Genomic DNA, 18,656 nt, shown 5'->3' with positions numbered 1-18,656 from the left:
CCCGAAAGGACCGCCCGTGGCATTCCTGCGCGACTACCGCGCCGCTCGCCGTGACGAGGCCGAACTGGGACTGGGTGTGTGGCGCCGCGCCCACGACCGGTTCCGCCGAGGTCTGGACCGCTTCCACCAGATCCTCGAGACCCTCCCCGACAAGGCGCTCGCGCAGTCCGTGGTGCCCACCGCGAACGCGCTGGCCGACCTGCTGCCGGAGGTGCGGGCGATCTGCGCCGCCGCCCAGCGCACGGCGCCCAGCGGCAGCCACGACATCCCCGCCTCGACCGGGGGCTACCTCAACGACGTCCACCGGGAGCTCTCCCGGGCCGGCAACGCCATGGCCCAGGCCGCCGAGGCGCTGACCATGGCGCGGTTCATGCGCACCGACGACGAGAGCGCGGCCCACCGCCTGGACGCGGTGGTGCGCCGGGCCGAGGCGGTGCGCGGGCACGTGGATCGCGCCCGGGAGCTGCTCGAGCGCGGATGAGACGGCCGGCGGGCCCGCAGGGGATGGACCCAACAGCCTGCTGATGGTTTGATGGACGGCATGACTGCTCCAGCGTTCGACTACCGCGCGGCCGACGACGACTTCGACCCCCGCCGGTCCCGCTCGCGGCTGGGCCGCCCCGGGCGCCGGGGGCCCGGACGCTACGGCCCCGGCTACGACCTCCCCGGCTACCGCGGGGGCCCGTACGGGCGCGGCGGCGGCCGCCGCTCGGGCCTGCGGATGCTGCCGTTTCCCAACTACTCGACCCGCACCCGGCGGGGCACGAACGTCTCGGTGGGCGGCTGCTGCCTGCCCATCCCGATCGGATGCCTGACCACCACGGTCCTCGCCGGCGCGGCGGCCGTGGTCGTGGGACGCGCCGCCCGCTCCTGAGGACCGGTCCCGGGCGTCGCCGCGGGGCGCCCGGTGGGTCAGGCGGCCACCGGCTGCGCCGCGGCGCCGTGCAGCACCCCGGCCGGCGCGCCCACGGGCACGTCCTGCTCGGCCTCCAGCGGCGCGGCCAGGCGCCAGCCGACCGCCTCCAGGTCCAGCGCCAGCCGGGTGTGCCCGGTCACCGGGCCCTCGTCGCAGTAGCGGCCGAAGGACCGGTGGACGTCCTCGAGCGCGCACCAGCGGACCAGGGCCGCGGCGCCGCCCACGGCGGAGGCCCGGGCGGAGACGGCGCCCACGTTGCGGTCCCGCAGGGCGGTGAGCGCGCGGGCCAGGAACCCCGGCGGCAGCTCGGCGTCCGGGTCGAGCAGCAGGACGAGGTCGCCGGCCTCCATGCGCACCGTGCCCAGGGCCTGGTTCAGGGCCCCGGCGCGATGGTGCGGGTTGTCCACGGTGAGCAGGACCTCGGCCCCGGCGTCCAGCGCCACGTCCACGGTGGCGTCCGTGGACTCGTCCGACATCACGAGGATCCGCTCCGGCGGACGGGACTGGCGGTGGAGCGCGGTGACCGCGTGCCCCACGCGGGCCGCCTCGTCGTGGGCGGGGATGATGGCCGTGATCATGACGACGCCTCCTGCGGGCGGTGACCCCCGCGGCGGAAGACCTGGTCGGCTCCCCGAGTGCGTGCTGCAGATGACATCGGATGTCCCCCCCTGAACGTCCTGTTCTGCTCCCGATTCTAGGGATCACGACAGACAGTTCACATACGCAAATAGGGGGACGGCGGGGTCTACGGGGCCTCCGGGCCGCACTCCCGGGAGAGCTCCCACACGTTCGCCTCCCCGCGGCGCTCGAACACCACACGGCTCACGAGGGCCTGGATCAGGGCCAGTCCCCGGCCCGACTCCAGGTGCTCCTCGGCCATGGCGCGGCCGAGGTCCACCTCCGCCGGGGCGGCGCCGATCTCGTAGATCATCGCCTCCAGCCGGTGCGGTCCCGCGGCGAGGTCCACCTCGAGCTGGATGGGCGCCTCCGCGGCGGGCACCGCGTGGACCACCACGTTGCCGGCCGCCTCCATGACCGCCAGCGTGAAGGCCATTCGGTCGGCCTCGGGCACGAACGCTGCGGCCTCCCACAGGGCGTCGAAGTCCTCGTGCAGGGCGTCCACGGTCTCGGCGGTGGCCGGGCCGCGCCGGGAGCGGCGGGACGTGCTCTCAGTCATCGGCGAAGGCCGCGTCAGCGGTGTCGTAGGGCGTCAGGACGCGGTGCATGCTGGTGAGCTCGAGGACCATGCGCACCTGGGGACGGACGTTCGCGATCCGCAGGTCCCCGCCGGCCTGACGGGCCAGCTTGAGGCACCCGATGAGGGCGCCCAGACCGGAGGAGTCCATGAACTCCGTGCCGCCGAGGTCGACCACCACGTGGTTGCTGCCCTCGTCCACGACCCGCGCCACCACCTCCCGCAGCTTCGGCGCTCCCACCATGTTCAGCCGTCCGGTGCCCGTGATGTGGGCGAACCTCGGCTTCTGCTCAACCGTGAACTGCATCGGCTTTCCTCTCCTCCGGGTCGAAGCCCGTGTATCTCGCGGCGGTGACGAGCACGCTCAGCACCACCAGGTCGAAGGCGACCCAGGCCACGTTGACCAGGGTCCCCACCGGTTCGTTCAGCCCCAGCGCCAGGCGCAGCGTGCCGATCACCAGGGCCGCGGCGAGCAGGCCCATCACCACCAGCTGCGGGCGGATCAGGTGCCAGGCGGGGCCGGAGTCCTGCCGGACCTTGGGCGTGACCGCGAAGCCGAGGGGCCGGCCGAACCACACGTTGCGCGCGGCGGTGGTGCACGCCCGGATCCAGATGGGGAACAGGGCCAGGCTGTACTGCTGGCCGCGCCACGTGGGGATGCCCCGTCCCACCACCAGGAACAGCAGCTGGTTCACCACCATGAAGGGGATGAACCGGACGAAGAAGTCCCAGCTGAGGCTGCTGACGGGCAGGATGCCCAGCACCAGGTAGACGATGGGCGCCGCGAAGTAGACGACCGCCGCGAAACCGCTGAGGTAGCTCCACATCGTGGCGAAGTACATGAGCCGCTGGCCCCATCCGAGCCGGCGCTGCAGCAGCGGGTTCTCGCGGAGCAGGACCTGCACCGTGCCCTGCGCCCAGCGCAGGCGCTGGGTGAGCATGGTCTTGAGGTCCTCGGGGGCCAGGCCGTGGGCGAGGATCTCGTGGTGGTAGACGCTGCGCCAGCCCAGCCCGTGCAGGCGCATGGCGGTGGCCATGTCCTCGGTGACCGAGATCGTGGCCAGCGGCATCAGCGGCTGGGCCTCGCCGGGCCGCTCCACGGACACCGCCGCGAGCACCTCCCGGACCGGTTCCACCGACGCCAGAGGCGAGAGGTCGCGGCGGGACATCCGGTCCACGGCGGAGGAGAGCTCGTCCGGCCACACCATGCCGTCCTCGGGCGGCAGCTCCAGGGCTGCGATCGAGGCGAGGTCCGCCTCGATCTGGGAGAATTCCTGGGTGACGGTCCGCCGGGCGGCGGCGTCCACGGCCCGCTGCAGCCGGTAGGTCAGCTCGGTCAGCGGCGCCCCGGCCCGGAGCTCCGCGCGGGCCCGCTCGGTGGCGGCCTCGACGTCGTCGAGCATCCCGGCGACCACCGGGTTGGCCGCCTCCGGGGACTTCCGGGCCCGGCGCAGGGCGGTCCGGGTGCGGGCGAGGGAATCCCTGACGTCCTGCTCGACCTCCCGGACGTAGCCGGAGAGGCCGAGCTGCATGAGCGCCTCACGGCGCAGGATCGCGTTGGAGCCGCAGAAGAAGGCGGCGTTCCAGCCGTCCTTGCCCTGCTGGATGGGGCCGTAGAACAGCGGGGCCTGGCTGCCCAGGGGATCGTGCGCCGGGACGTTGACGAACCACTGCGGGGTCTGGACGAGCGCCACCTTGCGGTCGTTGAACCAGCCCAGGGTCCGGTCGAGGATCCGCGGGTCCGGCACCTGGTCGGCGTCGAGGATCAGCAGGAACTCGCCCTGGGTGAGCATCAGGGCGTTGTTGAGGTTGCCGGCCTTGGCGTGGCGGGGCCGGTCGGCCCAGTCCGCGCTGCGCGTCAGATAGCCCAGCCCGTGCTCGGCGGCGAGGGCCTCCAGCTCGGGCCGGGCGCCGTCGTCGAGGATCCACGTGCTGTGCGGGTGCCGGATCGCCTTCGCGGCCAGGGCGGTGCCCATCACGAGGTCGAGCGGCTCGTCGTAGGTGGTGATGAAGACGTCCACCGTGGCGCCCGCGGGCGGGTCCCCGGCCTCCCCCCGGCGCCGGAGGCGCCAGACGGTCAGCCCGAACAGCGACACGTCGACGAGGCTGTAGGTCTCGGCGAGCACGAGGGGCACGGCGATCCACCACGCGGCCCAGTTCAGCGACTCGAGCCAGCGCCAGGCGATGTAGTTGACGCCCAGCAGGAGGGTCAGGACGACCAGCAGCCGGACGAGGAAACGGTTCATGCCCCGGCCCGCGGTTCCGGGAGCCGGCGCAGGACCACCGCGGTCACGTCGTCGCCGGGTCCGTCCGCGGCCGGGGCGGCGCCGCGGGCGAGGTCGAGCACGGCCGCGCAGACCGCCCGGGCGTCCGCGCCGCGGGAGGTGGCCTCGGCCACGGCGTGCACGGCCTCGTCCACGTCCTCGTAGGCGTCGAGCAGGCCGTCGCTGACCACCACGAGCGCGTCGCCGGGTGCGAGCGCGAACCGGCCGGGCGTCCAGCTGGTGCCGGGAACCGCGCCCACGGGCGGGCCGCCCGGGCGGAGCCGCGCGACGCCGTCCGCGTGCACGTGCAGGCCCAGGCCGTGGCCGGCGTCGACGTAGTCGACCACCCCGCGGGCCGTGTCCAGCCGGGCGTGGAAGAGCGTGACGAAGGACCCGGAGTGGTCGAGGTCGTTCTCGAGGTGGCGGCAGGTGTCCCGGAAGGCCCGCTCCATGTCGGGCTGCCCGGCGGCCGAGCGCAGCACGGCCCGGACCGTGGCGGCGATGAGCGCGGCGCCCATGCCCTTGCCCATGGCGTCGGCCAGGGAGACCTGCAGGCCGCCCTCGGTGGCGTACCAGTCGAAGAAGTCCCCGCCCACGCTGCGGGAGGGCCGGCACGCGCCGGCCACGTCGTAGCCGGCCACGACCGGGGCGGCCGAGGGCAGGAGGCTGCGCTGGACCTCCGCGGCGCGGCGCAGCTCCTCCGCGTCGGCCTGCTCCGCCCGGGCACGCGGGCGGCGGAACATCGCCTCGATCCGCGCCTGCAGCTCGCGCGGGCTGAACGGTTTGCTGATGTAGTCGTCCGCCCCGAGCTCCAGGCCCTCGAGCCGGTCGATCTCGCCCGGGCGGGCGGTGACCATGAGGAGATAGGCGTCCGAGAACTCCCGGACCCGCCGGCACACCTCCATGCCGTCGAGGTCGGGCAGGTTCAGGTCGAGGGTGATGAGGTCGGCGCCGTTGCGGCGGACGGCCTCGAGGCCCTCGCGGCCGGTCGCGGCCGTGGTCACGGCGAAACCGCGCATGCCGATGGTCTGGGCGAGCAGGTTGCGGATGTCGTCGTGATCCTCGATGACGACGGCACGACGGCCCTGGGGGGAGGGGGTCATGGACCCATTAAGCCGCTAATCTTTGCGAATGTCATCCCGACCCTCCGGGGACGGCCCACCCGCGTCGGAAGTGCTTCCCGTGGACCGCATGCTCACCGCCCTGTCCCTCGACCGGCTCAGCTTCCACGAACTGTCGATGCGCCGGAGGGTGCTGCTGAGCCAGCTGCCGTTCAGCGTCACGACGGTGGTGCTCGTCCTCGGCGTCTGGGTGGCGCACGCACCCCTGCGCGGGGACCTCCAGCTCCACCTCGCGACGGCGCTGACCCTGGTGCTGACGGCCCTGTGCGTGCTGGTGCCGTGGGACCGGCTGCCCGACGGCGCGTTCCTGGCCGTGCCCGTCCTGGACTTCGTGCCCCTCACGCTGCTCCGGGAGGCGACGCTCGGCTGGGTGACCGGGGTGGGCATCATGGCGGCCTTCCCCGTCGTCTGGCTCGCCGGCTCGGGGCGGCTGCCCCGCGCCGCCGCCCCGCTGGGCTTCCTGCTGACCCTGGCCATGGTCTGGGTCCCGCTCCTCGTCCCGTCGCGGCCGCTCACCGTGCAGATGGTCACGGCGCCGCTGCTGATCCCGTTCATGCTGCTGAGCATCGGGATCACCGTCCAGGTGCTCTCGAACAGCATGGAGCGGCAGAACGCCGAGCTGACGGCCAAGGACGCGCAGCTCCGCCGCCTGCTGGCCGTGACCGCGCGCCGGGAGCGGCTGCTGCAGACCGTCATGGACGCGGTGGACGTGGGGGTGCTGGCCATCGACGAGGACGGCCACGACGTCCTCATGAACCGGCGCCAGCGCCGGATCCACCAGCTGTCGCTGCCCGAGGGCATGTCCGACGGCGCCGAGGCGGACCTGCTGATCTACGCGGATGCGGAGGGGACGCCCCTGCTCCCGGAGGAGCGGGTGGCGGCCCGCGCGGTGCGCGGGGAGTCCTTCTCGGACGTCCTGGTCTGGGCCGGCCGGGCCCCGGCTCAGCGGGTGCTCTCCGTCTCCGCGCGGGTCATGCGCGACGACGACGGACGCCCGGAGGGCTCCGTGCTGTCGTTCAACGACGTCACGGAGCTCGTCGCCGCCCTGCAGGCCAAGGACGACTTCCTGGCCGGCGTCTCGCACGAGCTGCGCACGCCGCTGACCTCGATCCGGGGCTACACCGAGCTGCTGGCCATGGACGACGGGCTGCCCGGGCACGTCCGCTCCGGCCTGGAGGTCATCGAGCGCAACGCCGACCAGCTGCTGGTCCTGGTGGAGGACCTGCTGGGCACGGCGAGCTCGGCGCTCGAGCCGCAGCTCGTGTCCGCCGACCTCGTGCAGGTGGTCGAGCAGTCCGTCGCCGCGGCCGGCCCGAAGGCCGCCGCCGGTGGAGTGGACCTGCACGTCGAGGTGCCGCGCCGCCTCGTGCTGGAGTGCGACCCCGTGCGGCTCGGCCAGGTGCTGGACAACCTCCTCTCCAACGCGATCAAGTACTCGCCGTCCGGCGGGCCCGTCACGGTGAGCGTCACCCCCGCCGGGCGCGCCGTGCAGATCCGGGTGGCCGACCGCGGCATGGGCATGCGGCCGCAGGACGCCGAGGACGTCTTCGGCCGGTTCTTCCGCAGCCCCAACGCGCGGATGAGCACGATCCCCGGGCTGGGGCTGGGGCTGGCGGTCGCCCGGGAGATCGTCGAGCGCCACGGCGGGAGCATCCGCTGCGAGAGCGCGCTGGGGGAGGGCACGGTCTTCACGGTCGTCCTGCCGCTCGCCGGCCCCGGGTCCGCCGGCGCGGGCCCGCGCGAGGCCCTGCAGCGGCACGGCTGACGCACCGAGCAGGGGCTGGGCGCGGGGACGACGAAGGCCCCGGACCCTGGTGGGTCCGGAGCCTCCGGGTGGAGCCTCCTGTCGGAATCGAACCGACGACCTTTTCATTACGAGTGAAACGCTCTACCGACTGAGCTAAGGAGGCCTGCACGTCGCCGTCCGGGACGGGATCAGTGCAGGTGAAACTGTAGCAGAGAGCGTCCGGGCGGCCGCAATTCCGGCCGTTCCGGCGTGGTGCGGGTGCGGCACCGGCCCGGTGCCCGCGTTCCCCGGGTGTTCACCCGCCCTTCGGCCGCCACGCCTTCCGGGTCCGGGGCCTGGAGCGCACCATGGACGGACACGACGACGGGGTGGCCGGTGAGGGCTCTCCCGGGACAGGAGGGCCCCGGTGGGCGAGACGGCTCAGGACCTCGACCTGGCGTTCCTGGACATGTCCGGGACCCTGTTCCACGACAACGGGATCGTGGAGCGGGCCTTCGGACGGACAGCGGCCGGCCTGGGCGTGGACCCGGGCTCCGAGCGGTTCCGGCAGATGCTGGATCACCTCCGCAGCAGTCCGGGGCAGTCGCGGTCCGAGGTGCTCGAGCAGCTCTTCGCCGCCGAGCCGGACCGGGCGCGGCGGGCCGTGCGGGACTTCGAGCGCCACCTCGACGACCTCCTGGCCGCTGAGGGAGTGTGCCCGGTGGAGGGCGCGGAGGAGGCGGTCGCGCAGCTGCGCGCGGCCGGGCTGCGGGTGTGCCTGGCCACCGGCCACAACCGGCACAGCATGAACACACTGCTGGAGCAGCTGGGCTGGACGGGCCTCGCCGACCTCAGCCTGTGTCCCTCGGACGCGGGGCGCGGGAGGCCCTGGCCGGACATGGTCCTCACCGCGGTGCTGGCCCTGGACCTCGGCGACGTCCGCCGCGTGATGGTCGTCGGGGACACGGCGGCGGACATGCAGGCCGGCCGGCGGGCCGGATCGGCCGCCGTCGTCGGGGTCCGCACGGGCGCGCACCCCGCCGAGGCCCTGCGTGCGGCCGGTGCGCACGTGGTGGTGGACTCGGTCCGGGACCTGCCCGGCCTCCTCCGGGCGCCCGTGGCCTCTCGCCGCTGATCCGCCCCGGCACGGATCCGTCCTCCGCCCCGGGAGCAGGACGGCGCCGTCTGCTGGCATGCTGTGCGGGGGGACCGGCGGGCCGCCGTTCCCCGCCCTCGTCCGCCAGCACACCCCAGAGGACCCCCATGGAACGCCCCGCCCCGCCCCTCCACCGCTCCTGGCGTACCTCGCAGCGCGTGCTGATCACGGGGCTGACGCTCGCCTTCGGGGTGCTGGGGCTGGTCGTCCTGCTCGCCGGTGCCGAGGCCGGGGTCCGGGCCTGGCACGGCCGGGCGGACCTGTGGCTGGAGGCCGCCGCGGCGACCGCCCCGGACGTCGGGGACCTGGCCCCGGGTCTCAGCTCGGAGGGCTACGACCTGGTGCACCTGCGGGTGACGGGGGCGGAGCCCTCGAGCATGGTCCTCTACGCGCTGACCCTGGCCCTGGGCACGGTGGTCTTCGCCGGCATCTGCTTCTTCCTCGCCTACCTGTGCCACCGCATCCACCTCGGCAAGCCGTTCGACCGGGTCCTGACCGTGGGGCTGACGGTCTCCTCGGTCTCGCTCGTGGCGCTGTCCCTGCTGGGCCCGTTCCTGTTCGCGGCCGCTCAGGGGAGGATCTTCGCCGCCCTCGGCGTGGAGCTCGGCCGGGCGCCGTTCGTCAACGGCTGGTCCTTCGGGGACACCGACGCGGTGCTGCTGGTCGCCGGGGTGTTCCTCGGCCTGCTGGCCCTCGCCTTCCGCGCGGGCGGCTGGTGCCAGCGCGCCGAGCTCGCCCGGGCCTGACCGGGCGGTCCGGCGCGGGTGCGCGCCGGGGCGGCCCGCTCAGTCCTGCGCCGGCGGATCCAGGGACACGACCGCCAGGAAGCCGCGGCCGGTGAGCTCGGGAGCGTCCGGCTCGCCGCCGCGCACGGTGTCGAGGACCCCGACGTCCTCGGTGGTCCTCGCCGTGGTCTCTCCGGGGGCCGTCTCCGTGCTCTGCTCCGCGGCCCCGCCGGCCGTGAGCACGGCGCGGCCGGAGAGCAGGATCGCGAGCTGGTCCGCGAACACCGGGTGCGGGCGCTTCGGGGACAGTTCCAGGACCACCACGTGCGCCCGGACGGCCTCGCGCGGGGCCAGGACCTCGAGCGCGCGGACCGGGCCGGTGGGCAGCGCGACGTCGACGGGCTCGTCGGCGGGGCCCCGGAAGGGCCGGTGCCGCTCCAGCGCCTGCTCCCGCCCGCCGGTCCCGAGCACGAGCAGCTCGCCGTCGACGACGGTGAGCACGCGCTCCGCCCCCGCGGCGGCGGGCAGCGTGCCGGGGCGCTCGAGGTCGAGCAGCGAGAGCTGCCAGGCGCCGTCCGGGCCGGCCGCGATCCGGCGCACCGTGCGGCCCCCGGCCCGGGTGACGGGCAGGTCGCCGGCGCGCAGCGGGACGGGGTGCGGGAGCGGGTCGGTCACAGGAGCCTCCGGTCGGCGGTCGTGGGCGGGGTCAGGAGCACGTGGTCCCCTCCTCGGGCAGCTCGCCCTCGAGCAGGTAGGCGTCCACGGCGTCCTGCACGCACTCGTCGCCCGAGGCGTAGGCCGTGTGCCCGTAGCTGTCGTAGCTGAGCAGGCGGGCGCTCTCCAGCTGCTCCGCGAGCGCCTCGGACCAGTGGTAGGGGGTCGCGGGGTCGTGCGTGGTCCCCACGACGAGGATCGGGCCGGCGCCGGCGGCGTCGACCGGAGCGGGCGCGGCCGCGGGCTCCACCGGCCAGCCCTGACACGCCGCGTCGCCGTAGCCGAGGTAGGGGCCGAAGGTCGGCGCGGCCTGCTCGAGCTGCTCCTGGTGCCTGGCCATCTGCTCCTCGGTGACCGTCCCGGCGGACCGGTCGAGGCAGCTGACCGCGGTGAAGGCCATCGTGGTGTTGTTCGCGTACCGGCCCTCGGCGTCACGCCCGTGGGTGGCGTCGGACAGCGCCAGCAGCGGGGAGAAGTCCCCGTCGAAGGCGGCCCCCAGGGCCTCGTTGAGCTGCCGGTAGGACGTGGTGGTGTACAGCGGGGTCAGGATGCCCTCCACCACGTTCGTGGCGGTGACCCGGCGCCCGTCCCCGGCGGTGACGGTGCCCTCCTCGACCGAGGCGATGAGCTCCTGGATCCGGGCCGTCGCCGCGTCCGTGCTCGACCCGCCGACCACGCAGCCGCGGATCTCGGCCTGGCACACCTGGACCCAGTGCCGCAGGTTCTCCTCGAAGCCCACGGCCTGGTCCGCCGTGGCCTCCTGGTCGCTGAGGGTCGGGTCCACGCCGCCGTCGAGCACGAGCCGGCCCACCCGCTCGGGGAACAGGTCGGCGTACACGGCGCCCAGATGGGTGCCGTAGGAGAAGCCCAGGTACGTGGTCCGCTCGTCGCCCAGGACCGCCCGCAGGACGTCCATGTCCCGGGCGGCGCTGGCTGTGTCCATCTCGGCCACCAGGTCCCCGGAGTTCTGCACGCACTGCGCGCCCAGCCGCCGGTACTCCTCGCGGATCTCGTCGGCGGGCTCGGACCCCGGGTCGAACATCGGCTCGGCGCGCCACGCGTCCAGCTCGGCGTCGTCGAGGCACTCGATCCCCGCGGAACGGCCCACGCCCCGCGGGTCGAAGCCCACGACGTCGTAGACCCGGCGCACCTCGTCCGTGACCGTGTACTCGGCGAAGGCCGTCGCGTCCACCCCGGAGGCACCGGGGCCGCCCGGGTTGATCAGGAGGCTCCCGCGGGCCTGCCCCTCGGCCGGGAGGCGGGACATCACCACGGTGGTGGTCTCCCCGGACGGGTCGTCGTAGTCCAGGGGCACCTCCACGGCGGCGCACCGGAGGTCGTCCTCCGCGCCGTTCGTCTCGATCTCGAACTCGCACCGGCCCCAGTCCACCGACTGGGTGTAGAACCGCTCGAGCTCCGCGGGCGTGCCCTCCACCACGGCGCCGCTCGCGCCCCCGGACGGCTCGTCCGTGCCGGAGGCGCCGAGGGAGGAGCACCCGCCCAGGAGCAGGCCCGCCGCGGTCAGCGCGGCCGCCGCGGGCAGGGGCGTGCGGCGTGGTCGGGGGGCGCGGCGGATCATGGGGCTCCTCGGGGAACGGGCGTCGGACGGGGTTACAGCAGGGAGACGGCCATCGCCTCGAACGCGAGCTGCGCACTGACGTTGGTGCGGATCCGGTCGCGGGTCCGGCTGATCGCGTCGATGCGCTGCAGGGTCTGCTCGGGGGTGGCGTTGGAGGCGTGGTCCTGCAGCTGCTGGGCCAGGTGCTCGTTGACCAGACCGGAGCCCGTGCGCAGCTGCAGGGTCAGGACGTCCCGGTAGAAGGTGGTGAGGTCGATGAGGAAGCGGTCCAGGGTGTCGGTCTGGATCCGCCGGGAGCGCCGCTTCTGGTCCGCCTCGAGCCGGTTCAGCGCGCCGCGGATGGCCGGCGGCACCCGGCCCGACTCGGGCGCTCCGAGCGCCACGAGCAGCTGCTTGCGCTCCGACTCGTTGCGGGCCTCGGCGTCCGCCTGGGACTCCTCGACCGCGATCTTGTGCAGCCGGTCCGCGGCGCGCACGGCGTCGGGCACCCCGGAGAGCTTCAGGGGGATGGACACGACCTCCTGCCGCCGCGACCGGGCGTCGTCGTAGAGGGCGAGCCGCTTGGCGATGCCGACGTGGGACTGGGCGAGCCGGGCGCTCTCCTGCGCCCGCTGCCGGGGCACCCCGTGCCGGCGGATGAGCAGCTCCGCGACGTCCTCGACCGCCGGGACCTTCAGCGTGGCGGGCCGGCAGCGGGAGCGGATGGTCACGAGCACGTCCATCGGACTGGGGGCGCACAGCAGCCAGATCGTGTTCGGCGGGGGCTCCTCGATGGCCTTGAGCATGACGTTGGAGGTGCGCTCCACCATCCGGTCGGCGTCCTCGACCACCATCACGCGCCAGCGGCCCACCGACGGCCGGTCCTGGGCGCGGACCACGAGCTCCCGGGCCTCGTCGATGGTGATCTGCGGGTTCTCCGTGACGAAGTGGGTGAGGTCGGCGTGCGAGCTGGCCAGCACCGTGCGGCACGCGTGGCAGTGCCCGCAGCCGCGGTCGGCGGGGTCCTGCTGCTCGCACAGCAGCGCCGCCGCGAAGGCCAGGGCCGCGTTGGACCGGCCGGAGCCCGGCGGACCGGTGAACAGCCACGCGTGGGTGGGGCGGTCCTCCTGCGCCGCGCGGCGCAGCTGCCCGACCACGGCCTCCTGGCCCAGGAGCTGGTCCCACACGCTCACGAGGCCACCTCCGCGGCGGTCCGGGGCAGCGCGGCCAGGCGGTTCCGGACGGCGGCCGCCAGCTCCTCGGCGGGCCGGGTCGCGTCGAGCACCAGGTAGCGGCCCGGGGCCCGTGCCGCCAGCTCGAGGAAGGCCTCGCGGTTGGCGTCGTGGAAGGTGTCGGGCTCGAGCTCCAGGCGGTCGCCGGCGCCGCCGTCGCGGGCCTCCCGGCGGGTGCGGCCCGTGGGCGCGGGGACGTCCAGCAGCACGGTGAGGTCGGGCACGAGGCCGGCGGTCGCCCAGGCGTTGAGCTCCGCGACACGGTCGACCCCGAGCCCGCGCCCGGCGCCCTGGTAGGCGGCGGAGGAGTCGGCGTAGCGGTCGCAGACCACGGTGCGCCCGGCCGCGAGGGCGGGGCGGATGAGCTGCTCGACGTGGGCGGCGCGGGCGGCCGCGAACAGCAGGGCCTCGGTGCGGGCGTCCACCGGGCCGTGCGCCGGGTCCAGGACCAGGGCGCGCACCCGCTCGCCCAGGGGGGTGCCGCCCGGTTCCCGGGTGCGCACGACGTCGTGCCCCTCCGCGCACAGCACGTCGGCGAGCAGGCGGGCCTGCGTGGACTTCCCGGCGCCGTCCCCGCCCTCGAACACGACGAAGACCCCGCGCCGGGCGGGCGCGGGGGAGCGCTCCGGGGCGGAGGAGGACGGCGGGGCGGGAGCCGGTCGGGAGGTCACCCCACCAGCCTATCGACCGCGGGGGACAGGGAGCGCTCCGCGCTCTGCCGCTGGGGACCCGGCGGGCCGCTAGCCTGTGACCATGACTGCGCGCCCCGAGACCCCGTCCGCCCACTCCACCGACGCCCTGCGCCCGGACACCGTGGTGGTGGCCGGCGGGCGGCCCGCACCGGAGCACGACGCCCCGGTCGGGCCCGCCATCGTCCTGACCTCGACGTACCGGGGCTCCGGCGGCCTCGACGCCGCCGACCGCGCCTACGGGCGCTACAGCAACCCCACGTGGGAGGACATGGAGGGAGTCCTGGCCCGGCTCGAGGGGGCCGGCCGGCCCGGGCTGCTCTACGCGTCGGGCCTGGCGGCGATCGCCTCGGTGCTGTCCCTCGTCCCCGCGGGCGGGTGCCTGGTCATGCCCCGGCACAGCTACCAGGGCTCCCTGGCCCTGGCCAAGGACCTCGAGGCGCGCGGGCTGCTGACGATCGTCACCGTGGACGTCGCGGACACCGAGGAGGTCCTGGCCGCCCTCGGCGCCGCGGACCTGCTGTGGCTCGAGAGCCCCACCAACCCCATGCTCGAGGTCGCCGACCTCCCGGCGCTGCTCGCCGCGGCGCGGGAGCGCGGTGTGCTCACGTGCGTGGACAACACCTTCGCCACACCCCTAGTCCAGCGCCCGCTGGAGCACGGCGCCGACGTGGTCGTGCACTCCGTGACCAAGTACCTGGCCGGGCACTCCGACGTCGTGCTGGGGGCGGCCGTCACCTCCGACGCCGGCCTGTGGGACCGGCTGAAGGCCCACCGCTCGCTGCACGGGGCGATCCCCGGACCGTTCGAGGCGTGGCTCGCGCTGCGGGGGATGCGGACCCTCGCGCTGCGGATCGAGCGCTCCGCGGCGACGGCGGGCGAGCTCGCCCGCCGGCTGCAGGAGCACCCGGCCGTGCTGGAGGTGCGCTACCCCGGTCTGCCCGGCGACCCGGGGCACGAGCGCGCCGCCGCGCAGATGGACGGGTTCGGCGCGATCGTGGCCATCGTCCCCGCGGGGGACGTCGAGGCGGTCGAGGCGGCGGTGGAGCGCCTGCGGGTGTGGACCCCCGCGACCTCCCTCGGCGGGGTCGAGTCGCTGATCGAGCGCCGGCGCCGGCACCACGAGGAGCCGCGCAGCGTGCCGGAGACGCTGCTGCGCCTGTCGGTGGGCATCGAGAACGTCGAGGACCTCTGGGAGGACCTCGACCGCGCCCTGTCCGCGATCGACCGGTAGGCTGGGACCGTGGACATTCCCTGGGTCTTCTATCTCGTGCGATTCATCGACATCGCCCTCGCGCTGGTCGTCGCCGGCCTGGCCGTGTGGGCCTTCGTCGACTGCCTGACCAAGGCGCCGGTGCAGTTCCAGCGCGCGTTCAAGCGCACCAAGGGCTTCTGGCTCGCCCTGACCGGGGGGTCCCTCGCGTTCACGGTCTTCACCCTGCTGCTGCTGCGGCCCAGCCTCTTCGTCCTGCTCATCGCGGGCACCGCCGTGGGCGTCTACCTCGCCGACGTCCGCCCGGCCGTGGGCCTGGAGTCCAAGGGTCCCAACAGCTGGTGACCCGCCCCGTGGCGCCCGCTTGTCCCGGGCTCGTGCCCGGATGGAAGAATGGGGCCATGGCTACCGAATCAGCACCGTACAAGCTCGTCCTGCTCCGTCACGGACAGTCCGACTGGAACGAGAAGAACCTGTTCACCGGGTGGGTGGACGTGGACCTCACCGACAAGGGCCGGGAGGAGGCCGTCCGCGGCGGTGAGCTGCTCGTGGAGAAGGGTATCGCCCCGGACGTCCTGCACACCTCGCTGCTGCGCCGGGCGATCACCACGGCGCACCTCGCGCTGGACCGGGCGGACCGGCACTGGATCCCCGTCAAGCGGTCGTGGCGGCTCAACGAGCGCCACTACGGTGCCCTGCAGGGCAAGGACAAGACCCAGGTCCGCGAGGAGTACGGCGACGAGCAGTTCATGACCTGGCGGCGCTCCTACGACGTCCCGCCGCCCGAGCTGGACGACTCCGACCAATACTCCCAGGCCGGGGACCCCCGGTACGCCGACGTGGAGGACGCCCCCCGCACCGAGTGCCTCAAGGACGTCCTCGACCGCTTCATGCCCTACTGGGAGCAGGAGATCGTGCCCGACCTGCAGGCCGGGCGCACCGTGCTCGTGGCGGCGCACGGCAACTCGCTGCGCGCGCTGGTGAAGCACCTGGACGGCATCTCCGACGACGACATCGCGGCGCTGAACATCCCCACGGGCATCCCGCTCTACTACGAGCTGGACGAGGACCTGCGTCCCGTGGTGGCCGGCGGCGAGTACCTCGACCCGGAGGCCGCGGCCAGCTCGATCAAGGCGGTCGCCAACCAGGGCAAGAAGTAGGCCCGGCACCGCAGCACGCCGAAGGGCCGGCCCCACCGCTGCGGTGGGGCCGGCCCTTCGGCGTTCCCGGGCGCGGACCGTGCCGCGCCCGGGCGGGAACTCACTCGCCGCCGTCGCGGCCCACGTGCCCGTGGCCGGTCGGGCGGTCGGAGCTGGCGGGGACCCAGTCCCCGGTCACGAGGTAGGAGACCTTGCGGGTCACCGAGACACCGTGGTCGCCGATCCGCTCGAGGTAGCGGGAGCACAGGGTGACGTCCACGGCCGTGGGCACCGAGCAGTCCCAGGTGGGGGCGGCCAGGGCGTCGAACACCGACTGGTGCAGCGCGTTGACCTCGCCCTTCAGGGCGTAGATGTCGTCGGCGAGGGAGAGGTCGCGGGTCTGGAGCACCTGGATGACGCGGTCCACGATCTGCAGGTCGAGGTCGAACATGCGGGTGAACGTCTCCACGAGCGGCTCGGGGATGACCGGGTCCGGGTAGCGCAGGCGGACGGCCTGGGCCAGGTGGCGGGCCAGGTCCCCGGCGCGCTCGAGGGAGGCGCTCATCCGCAGCGCCCCCACGATCATCCGCAGGTCCGAGGCCACCGGGCTCTGCAGGGCGAGGATGTCGATCGAGCGCTCGTCGAGGTCGTTCTGCAGGAAGTCGATCCGGGCGTCGTTGGAGATGACCTCCTCGGCCAGCTGGATGTCCGCGTCGAGGAGGGCGTCCTTGGCGCGGGCGAGGGCCTCGCGCACCAGGGTCGCGATCTGGATGAGCTCCTCCCCGACCTGGTGGAGTTCTGCCTGGAAAACCTTGCGCACGGGTGTGTCCTTTCGAGATGCGGCACGTCCGCGGCCCGCCGCCGGGTACGGCGCGGGGCGGAACGGATGACGAGGGGCGAGGTGCGAGCACACCCGCCGCCACGGTCACAGCCAGGAGTGAACTTCCGCTCATCTTAGGATGAACGTTCGTTGAACCCGTAGCCCGTGACGCCCGGGGCGACCTCCCCGCGGCGGCGGAAGCCTAAGCTGGATCCGTGAGTCCAACTGCCATCGCCGTCGTCGCCGGCCTGCTCGGCTTCGCCCTGGGCGTGAGCGGTCTGATCGGCCTGCGGCTGAGCGGCCGCGGACGCCGCGCCCGCGCCGACGTGCAGGAGCCCACCCTGCCGGACGGCACCGCCGACGTCCTCGCCGTGATCGGGCGCGCCTACGTGGTGGTGGACGGCGTCGACGGCGTGGTGCGCGCCTCCCCGGCCGCCTACGCGTTCGGCCTGGTCCGGGGGCACACGGTGGTGCACGACCAGATGCTGGAGATGATCCGCCGCGCCCGGCGCAGCGGGGTCATCGAGGAACGGCGGGTGGAGCTGTCCCGGGGGCCCTTCCAGACCGGTGCCGTGGTGCTCGACGTCCGGGTCGCCCCCATCGCCGAGGAGTACATCCTGCTGCTCGCCGACGACCAGACCGAGATCGCCCGGGCGCAGTCGATCCGCAACGACTTCGTGGCCAACGTCTCGCACGAGCTGAAGACCCCGGTGGGAGCGATCGGGCTGCTCGCCGAGGCGATCGAGGACGCGGCCGAGGACGAGGAGGCCGTGCGCCGCTTCGCCCAGCGGCTGCACAAGGAGTCCGTCCGCCTCACCGCCCTGGTGCAGGACATCATCGAGCTCTCCCGGCTGCAGAGCGCCGACGTCGTCACCGAGGGCCGGCCCGTGGACCTCAACCAGGTGATCGCCGACGCCGTGGACCGCAACCGGTTCCCCGCCGAGACCAAGCGGATCGAGCTGGTGGTCGGCGGCCGCGTGAGCCGGCCCGTCTTCGGCGACCCCGACCTGCTGGTCACGGCGCTGCGCAACCTCATCGACAACGCGGTGCACTACTCCCCGGAGGGCACCCGCGTGGGCGTCGGCGTCCGCGAGCGGGACGGCATGGCGCAGATCTCGGTCACCGACCAGGGCCCGGGCATCCCCGAGGACGAGCAGGACCGGATCTTCGAGCGCTTCTACCGCGTGGACGCGGCCCGATCCCGGCGCACGGGCGGGACCGGGCTGGGCCTGAGCATCGTCAAGCACGTCATGTCGCAGCACGGCGGGGAGGCCACCGTGTGGTCGCAGCCGGGCCGCGGCTCCACCTTCACCCTGCGCATCCCCCAGATCGAGGGCGCCGACGAGCTCGAGGACACCGCCCCGGCGGCCTCCGGCGCGTCCGCCCCACCGGCGCCCCCGACGGCGCGACCCGAACCAGTGACCACGACCCCACGGCCGGCCGCCCCCGCGCGCCGGACCGGGAGCACGGAGGACCGACAGTGACCCGCATCCTGATCGTCGAGGACGAGGAATCCCTCAGCGACCCCCTCTCGTACCTGCTGGGGAAGGAGGGCTTCGAGGTGCAGGTCGTGGACAACGGCGTCGACGCCGTCACGGAGTTCGACCGGGCCGGGGCCGACCTGCTGCTGCTGGACCTCATGCTCCCCGGGCAGTCCGGCACCGAGGTGTGCCGGCAGGTGCGGCAGCGCTCCTCGGTGCCGATCATCATGCTCACCGCCAAGGACGCCGAGATCGACAAGGTGGTGGGGCTCGAGCTGGGCGCCGACGACTACGTCACCAAGCCATACTCCTCGCGCGAGCTCGTGGCCCGGATCCGTGCCGTGCTGCGCCGCCAGGCGGAGCCCGAGGAGCTCGTGACCGCCACCGTGCAGGCAGGCCCCGTGCGGATGGACGTGGAGCGCCACGTGGTGAGCGTCAACGGGGAGCAGGTGGCGATGCCGCTCAAGGAGTTCGAGCTGCTGGAGATGCTGCTGCGCAACGCGGGCCGGGTGCTGACCCGCGGGCAGCTCATCGACCGGGTCTGGGGATCGGACTACGTGGGGGACACCAAGACCCTCGACGTCCACGTCAAGCGCCTGCGCGCCAAGATCGAGCCCGACCCCTCCACACCGCGGCACCTGGTCACGGTGCGCGGCCTGGGCTACAAGTTCGAGGCCTGAGCGCCCGCCGCGGCGCCCACCGCGCCG

20 protein-coding genes and 1 tRNA gene are annotated in these 18,656 nt (G+C 74.1%); 10 read left to right on the top strand and 11 right to left on the bottom strand.

The annotated features are described in order from the left end of the window. Positions 1–16 precede the first annotated feature (16 nt). Positions 17–481: a hypothetical protein gene (locus tag PU704_RS07090; RefSeq protein WP_139318423.1), complete on the top strand. Its 465-nt coding sequence runs from the start codon at positions 17–19 to the stop codon at positions 479–481. Between the two features lie 60 nt (positions 482–541). Further along, positions 542–874, top strand: a complete 333-nt coding sequence (locus PU704_RS07085; RefSeq protein ID WP_277550816.1) for a hypothetical protein — start codon at positions 542–544, stop codon at positions 872–874. A 38-nt stretch (positions 875–912) separates the two neighbouring features. Here the strand turns inward: PU704_RS07085 and PU704_RS07080 are convergent, their stop codons facing one another. From PU704_RS07080 to PU704_RS07060, 5 genes are all read right to left on the bottom strand, one after another. Then, a complete protein-coding gene (locus PU704_RS07080) occupies positions 913–1,494 on the bottom strand; it encodes a glycosyltransferase family 2 protein (RefSeq protein WP_047803004.1) in 582 nt (193 codons plus the stop codon). A 167-nt stretch (positions 1,495–1,661) separates the two neighbouring features. Then, a complete protein-coding gene (locus PU704_RS07075; protein ID WP_047803005.1) occupies positions 1,662–2,093 on the bottom strand; it encodes an ATP-binding protein in 432 nt (143 codons plus the stop codon). Next, entirely contained in the window at positions 2,086–2,418 is a 333-nt protein-coding gene (locus PU704_RS07070) for an STAS domain-containing protein (protein ID WP_047803006.1), read from the bottom strand. Before PU704_RS07070 ends, PU704_RS07075 begins: the two co-directional genes overlap by 8 nt. After that, positions 2,402–4,357, bottom strand: coding sequence for a glycosyltransferase family 2 protein (locus PU704_RS07065; RefSeq protein WP_277550815.1), 1,956 nt, complete (start codon positions 4,355–4,357; stop codon positions 2,402–2,404). The genes PU704_RS07070 and PU704_RS07065 overlap by 17 nt, the downstream gene beginning before the upstream one ends. Continuing rightward, positions 4,354–5,478: a PP2C family protein-serine/threonine phosphatase gene (locus tag PU704_RS07060; RefSeq protein ID WP_277550814.1), complete on the bottom strand. Its 1,125-nt coding sequence runs from the start codon at positions 5,476–5,478 to the stop codon at positions 4,354–4,356. The genes PU704_RS07065 and PU704_RS07060 overlap by 4 nt, the downstream gene beginning before the upstream one ends. 88 nt (positions 5,479–5,566) lie before the next feature. Between PU704_RS07060 and PU704_RS07055 the strand changes: the two genes are divergently transcribed. Beyond that, positions 5,567–7,261: a sensor histidine kinase gene (locus PU704_RS07055; RefSeq protein WP_277550951.1), complete on the top strand. Its 1,695-nt coding sequence runs from the start codon at positions 5,567–5,569 to the stop codon at positions 7,259–7,261. A gap of 69 nt (positions 7,262–7,330) precedes the next feature. Here PU704_RS07055 and PU704_RS07050 read toward each other — a convergent pair. Further along, positions 7,331–7,406: transfer RNA gene (locus PU704_RS07050), tRNA-Thr, on the bottom strand. Positions 7,407–7,649: 243 nt separating this feature from the next. On the opposite strand from PU704_RS07050, the gene PU704_RS07045 reads away from it, so the two are divergent. Together PU704_RS07045 and PU704_RS07040 are read left to right on the top strand one after the other, a co-directional pair. Beyond that, positions 7,650–8,357: an HAD-IA family hydrolase gene (locus PU704_RS07045; protein WP_047803010.1), complete on the top strand. Its 708-nt coding sequence runs from the start codon at positions 7,650–7,652 to the stop codon at positions 8,355–8,357. Between the two features lie 128 nt (positions 8,358–8,485). Beyond that, positions 8,486–9,124 carry a hypothetical protein gene (locus tag PU704_RS07040; protein ID WP_047803011.1) on the top strand — a complete coding sequence of 213 codons (639 nt, stop codon included), beginning with the start codon at positions 8,486–8,488 and terminating at the stop codon, positions 9,122–9,124. Positions 9,125–9,163: 39 nt separating this feature from the next. On the opposite strand, the gene PU704_RS07035 is transcribed toward PU704_RS07040, so the two are convergent. The 4 genes from PU704_RS07035 to tmk are packed head-to-tail and all read right to left on the bottom strand — an operon-like array spanning position 9,164 to position 13,278. Further along, a complete protein-coding gene (locus tag PU704_RS07035; protein ID WP_277550812.1) occupies positions 9,164–9,778 on the bottom strand; it encodes a HutD family protein in 615 nt (204 codons plus the stop codon). A gap of 31 nt (positions 9,779–9,809) precedes the next feature. Then, positions 9,810–11,396: an alpha/beta hydrolase gene (locus PU704_RS07030; protein ID WP_277550811.1), complete on the bottom strand. Its 1,587-nt coding sequence runs from the start codon at positions 11,394–11,396 to the stop codon at positions 9,810–9,812. Between the two features lie 32 nt (positions 11,397–11,428). Continuing rightward, a complete protein-coding gene (locus tag PU704_RS07025; protein ID WP_277550810.1) occupies positions 11,429–12,568 on the bottom strand; it encodes a DNA polymerase III subunit delta' in 1,140 nt (379 codons plus the stop codon). Further along, positions 12,565–13,278 (bottom strand): dTMP kinase, encoded by a 714-nt coding sequence (gene tmk, locus PU704_RS07020; protein ID WP_277550809.1) that lies wholly within the window; start codon positions 13,276–13,278, stop codon positions 12,565–12,567. The genes PU704_RS07025 and tmk overlap by 4 nt, the downstream gene beginning before the upstream one ends. Before the next feature lie 82 nt (positions 13,279–13,360). On the opposite strand from tmk, the gene PU704_RS07015 reads away from it, so the two are divergent. From PU704_RS07015 to PU704_RS07005, 3 genes are read left to right on the top strand one after another with little or no spacing between them, the layout of a single operon-like run. Then, a complete protein-coding gene (locus PU704_RS07015) occupies positions 13,361–14,530 on the top strand; it encodes a trans-sulfuration enzyme family protein (protein WP_047803037.1) in 1,170 nt (389 codons plus the stop codon). Positions 14,531–14,539: 9 nt separating this feature from the next. After that, complete coding sequence (locus PU704_RS07010) at positions 14,540–14,854, top strand: DUF2516 family protein (protein ID WP_047803014.1); 315 nt, start codon at positions 14,540–14,542, stop codon at positions 14,852–14,854. 56 nt (positions 14,855–14,910) lie between these two features. Then, on the top strand, positions 14,911–15,669 hold the full coding sequence (locus PU704_RS07005; protein WP_047803015.1) for a phosphoglyceromutase: 759 nt from the start codon (positions 14,911–14,913) through the stop codon (positions 15,667–15,669). Between the two features lie 100 nt (positions 15,670–15,769). Here the strand turns inward: PU704_RS07005 and phoU are convergent, their stop codons facing one another. Continuing rightward, positions 15,770–16,468, bottom strand: a complete 699-nt coding sequence (phoU, locus tag PU704_RS07000; protein WP_047803016.1) for a phosphate signaling complex protein PhoU — start codon at positions 16,466–16,468, stop codon at positions 15,770–15,772. Between the two features lie 215 nt (positions 16,469–16,683). Here phoU and PU704_RS06995 point away from each other — a divergent pair, with 215 nt between their 5' ends. Continuing rightward, positions 16,684–17,952 carry a sensor histidine kinase gene (locus tag PU704_RS06995; RefSeq protein WP_047803017.1) on the top strand — a complete coding sequence of 423 codons (1,269 nt, stop codon included), beginning with the start codon at positions 16,684–16,686 and terminating at the stop codon, positions 17,950–17,952. Beyond that, entirely contained in the window at positions 17,949–18,629 is a 681-nt protein-coding gene (locus tag PU704_RS06990) for a response regulator transcription factor (protein ID WP_047803018.1), read from the top strand. Before PU704_RS06995 ends, PU704_RS06990 begins: the two co-directional genes overlap by 4 nt. Positions 18,630–18,656: the final 27 nt, after the last annotated feature.

Origin of the sequence: Kocuria oceani (genome assembly GCF_029524215.1) — a bacterium.
GTDB classification, from domain to species: Bacteria; Actinomycetota; Actinomycetes; order Actinomycetales; family Micrococcaceae; genus Kocuria; species Kocuria oceani.
The sequence above is the reverse complement of the archived record's forward strand: the minus strand, read 5'-3'. Positions and strand labels throughout refer to the sequence as shown.

Bases quoted from the DNA above. Each gene is read 5' to 3' on its own strand.
- PU704_RS07085 (WP_277550816.1), top strand. From the start codon at position 542: ATGACTGCTCCAGCGTTCGACTACCGCGCGGCCGACGACGACTTCGAC.
- PU704_RS07080 (WP_047803004.1), bottom strand. From the start codon at position 1,494: ATGATCACGGCCATCATCCCCGCCCACGACGAGGCGGCCCGCGTGGGG.
- PU704_RS07075 (WP_047803005.1), bottom strand. From the start codon at position 2,093: ATGACTGAGAGCACGTCCCGCCGCTCCCGGCGCGGCCCGGCCACCGCC.
- PU704_RS07070 (WP_047803006.1), bottom strand. From the start codon at position 2,418: ATGCAGTTCACGGTTGAGCAGAAGCCGAGGTTCGCCCACATCACGGGC.
- PU704_RS07065 (WP_277550815.1), bottom strand. From the start codon at position 4,357: ATGAACCGTTTCCTCGTCCGGCTGCTGGTCGTCCTGACCCTCCTGCTG.
- PU704_RS07060 (WP_277550814.1), bottom strand. From the start codon at position 5,478: ATGACCCCCTCCCCCCAGGGCCGTCGTGCCGTCGTCATCGAGGATCAC.
- PU704_RS07055 (WP_277550951.1), top strand. From the start codon at position 5,567: ATGCTCACCGCCCTGTCCCTCGACCGGCTCAGCTTCCACGAACTGTCG.
- PU704_RS07040 (WP_047803011.1), top strand. From the start codon at position 8,486: ATGGAACGCCCCGCCCCGCCCCTCCACCGCTCCTGGCGTACCTCGCAG.
- PU704_RS07030 (WP_277550811.1), bottom strand. From the start codon at position 11,396: ATGATCCGCCGCGCCCCCCGACCACGCCGCACGCCCCTGCCCGCGGCG.
- PU704_RS07015 (WP_047803037.1), top strand. From the start codon at position 13,361: ATGACTGCGCGCCCCGAGACCCCGTCCGCCCACTCCACCGACGCCCTG.
- PU704_RS07005 (WP_047803015.1), top strand. From the start codon at position 14,911: ATGGCTACCGAATCAGCACCGTACAAGCTCGTCCTGCTCCGTCACGGA.